General features: G+C 49.5%; 2 rRNA genes. Both read left to right on the top strand.

The window, feature by feature from the left end:
* Nucleotides 1-135 precede the first annotated feature (135 nt).
* Nucleotides 136-2,969, top strand: a 23S ribosomal RNA gene (locus tag MWU65_RS17345).
* A gap of 150 nt (nt 2,970-3,119) precedes the next feature.
* Nucleotides 3,120-3,229: ribosomal RNA gene (gene rrf, locus MWU65_RS17340) — 5S ribosomal RNA — on the top strand.
* Nucleotides 3,230-3,232 lie beyond the last annotated feature (3 nt).

Here is a 3,232-nt window from a genome sequence, read left to right as displayed (position 1 = left end):
TGAAAACGTTCATTGACATATTGGGACATTGCGTATAATTACCACAGGGGTAATTATCGCGATAAGAAAAATTTAAGAATACGAAAGTTAAAGAAGAGCAAGAGGCTACTTAAAATTTTGTAAAGATTTTAGGTAGTGACAAGTTAAATAAGGGCGTATGGGGAATGCCTAGGCTCTCAGAGGCGAAGAAGGACGCGATAAGCTGCGAAAAGCTGCGGGGATTGGCACATACAATATGATCCGCAGATGTCCGAATGGGGCAACCCGGCATGTTGAAGACATGTCATCTCGTAAGAGAAGCAAACCCGGGGAACTGAAACATCTAAGTACCCGGAGGAGGAGAAAACAAAAGTGATTCCGTTAGTAGTGGCGAGCGAACGCGGATTAGTCCAAACCAATATTGTTTCGGCAATATTGGGGTTGTAGGACCACGACATTTGGTGTGTTATGAATTGGAATACGTTGGAAAGCGTGACCGTAGCAGGTGATAGTCCTGTACAAGTAAAGACCATTACCGATAGTGGTATCCTGAGTAGCACGGGGCACGTGAAACCTTGTGTGAATTTGGCGGGACCATCCGTTAAGACTAAATACTCCTGAGAGACCGATAGTGAACCAGTACCGTGAGGGAAAGGTGAAAAGAACCCTGAACAAGGGAGTGAAAAAGATCCTGAAACCATACGCTTACAAGCGGTCGGAGCCCTTTAGGGGGTGACGGCGTGCCTTTTGCATAATGAGCCTACGAGTTACTTTTACCAGCAAGGTTAAGGTCTTATGGACCGGAGCCGTAGCGAAAGCGAGTCTGAATAGGGCGACCATAGTTGGTAGTAGTAGACGCGAAACCGTGTGATCTACCCATGGGCAGGTTGAAGCTGTAGTAACATATAGTGGAGGACCGAACCCGTTGACGTTGAAAAGTCTTGGGATGACCTGTGGGTAGGGGTGAAAGGCCAATCAAACTCGGAAATAGCTCGTACTCCCCGAAATGCATTTAGGTGCAGCGTACACATAGTTTTATAGAGGTAGAGCTACTGATTGGATGCGGGGGCTTCACCGCCTACCAATTCCTGACAAACTCCGAATGCTATAAAATGTTTGTGTGCAGTGAGGGCATGGGTGCTAAGGTCCATGTCCGAGAGGGAAAGAACCCAGATCATCAGCTAAGGTCCCAAAGTATATACTAAGTTGAAAAAACGAGGTCCGACTGCCCAGACAGCCAGGATGTTGGCTTGGAAGCAGCCATTCATTTAAAGAGTGCGTAACAGCTCACTGGTCGAGCGGTCGGGCATGGATAATAATCGGGCATAAGTATATCACCGAAGCTATGACTTCTGTACTCGGTACAGAGGGGTAGGGGAGCATTGTAGCGCCACAGAAGGTGTACCGTAAGGTATGCTGGAGGTTCTACAAACGAAAATGTAGGCATAAGTAACGATAATGCGGGCGAGAAACCCGCACGCCGAAAGACCAAGGTTTCCCCAGCTATGCTAATCAGCTGGGGGTCAGTCAGGACCTAACGCGAACCCGAAGGGGGTAGTGGATGGACAACAGGTTAATATTCCTGTACCTGCTCACGCTAAAAGTGACGGGGATGTAGCATTGGTGCGCACAGACGGAATTGTGCGTTGAAGGGAGTGGTGACACCCCGATAGTACACTGAGACTTCGGTCAAGGTGATAATCCAGTTTAACATCCTCCGAGAAAAACAAGTGAAGCAGCCTGTACCGCAAACCGACACAGGTGGTTGGGATGAGTATTCTAAGGCGCTCGAGAGATTCATGGCTAAGGAACTAGGCAAAATAGACCCGTAACTTCGGGAGAAGGGTCGCCCCACTCAGGTGGGGCCGCAGTGAAGAGGTCCAGGCGACTGTTTATCAAAAACACAGGGCTATGCAAAATCGAAAGATGAAGTATATGGCCTGACACCTGCCCGGTGCTGGAAGGTTAAGAGGAGATGTCATCTTCGGAGAAGCATTGAATTGAAGCCCCAGTAAACGGCGGCCGTAACTATAACGGTCCTAAGGTAGCGAAATTCCTTGTCGGGTAAGTTCCGACCTGCACGAATGGTGCAACGATCTGGACACTGTCTCGGCCATGAGCTCGGTGAAATTGTAGTATCGGTGAAGATGCCGATTACCCGCAGTGGGACGAAAAGACCCCGTGCACCTTTACTATAGCTTCGTATTGACCCTGGATAAGTAATGTGTAGGATAGCTGGGAGACTTTGAAGCTGCATCGCTAGGTGTGGTGGAGTCATTGTTGAAATACCAGCCTTTGCTTGTCTGGGGCCTAACCCTCAAAAGAGGGAACAGTGCGTGGTGGGTAGTTTGACTGGGGTGGTCGCCTCCAAAAGAGTAACGGAGGCTTCTAAAGGTGCCCTCAATACGGTTGGTAATCGTGTGTAGAGTGCAATGGCACAAGGGCGCTTGACTGAGAGACATACAGGTCGATCAGGTACGAAAGTAGAGCATAGTGATCCGGTGGTTCCGCATGGAAGGGCCATCGCTCAAAGGATAAAAGGTACGCCGGGGATAACAGGCTGATCTCCCCCAAGAGCTCATATCGACGGGGGGGTTTGGCACCTCGATGTCGGCTCGTCACATCCTGGGGCTGGAGAAGGTCCCAAGGGTTGGGCTGTTCGCCCATTAAAGTGGCACGCGAGCTGGGTTCAGAACGTCGTGAGACAGTTCGGTCTCTATCTACTGCGGGCGTTAGAAATTTGAGTGGACCTGACCCTAGTACGAGAGGACCGGGTTGGACTGACCGCTGGTGCACCAGTTGTTCCGCCAGGAGCATTGCTGGGTAGCTATGTCGGGATGGGATAAGCGCTGAAAGCATATAAGCGCGAAACCCGCCACAAGATGGGATTTCTTTAAAGGACCGTGGGAGATTACCACGTTGATAGGCCATAGGTGTAAGGACAGTAATGTCGTAGCCGAGTGGTACTAATTGTCCGTAGACTTGCACATTTGCCTCTTGCAGCAAAGTACATAATATAGTATTTATATTCTTCGTGCGCCCCTACCAAGGGCGCGCACTGTCCCATTTATGTCAACGATATTTGTAGTGAAAACTACGATTGTCTGTAGCGATAACAGCTTGCAGTACAATCAAAAATTTAAGGTGGCCATGGCGATGGGGCTCACCCCTTTCCATTCCGAACAGGGAAGTTAAGCCCATCTGCGCCGATGGTACTGCATTTTTGTGGGAGAGTAGGCCGCTGCCTTTTTTT

This window comes from Cellulophaga sp. F20128 (assembly GCF_023015805.1).
Lineage (GTDB): Bacteria > Bacteroidota > Bacteroidia > Flavobacteriales > Flavobacteriaceae > Cellulophaga.
This window is presented reverse-complemented; position numbering and strand designations above follow the sequence as displayed.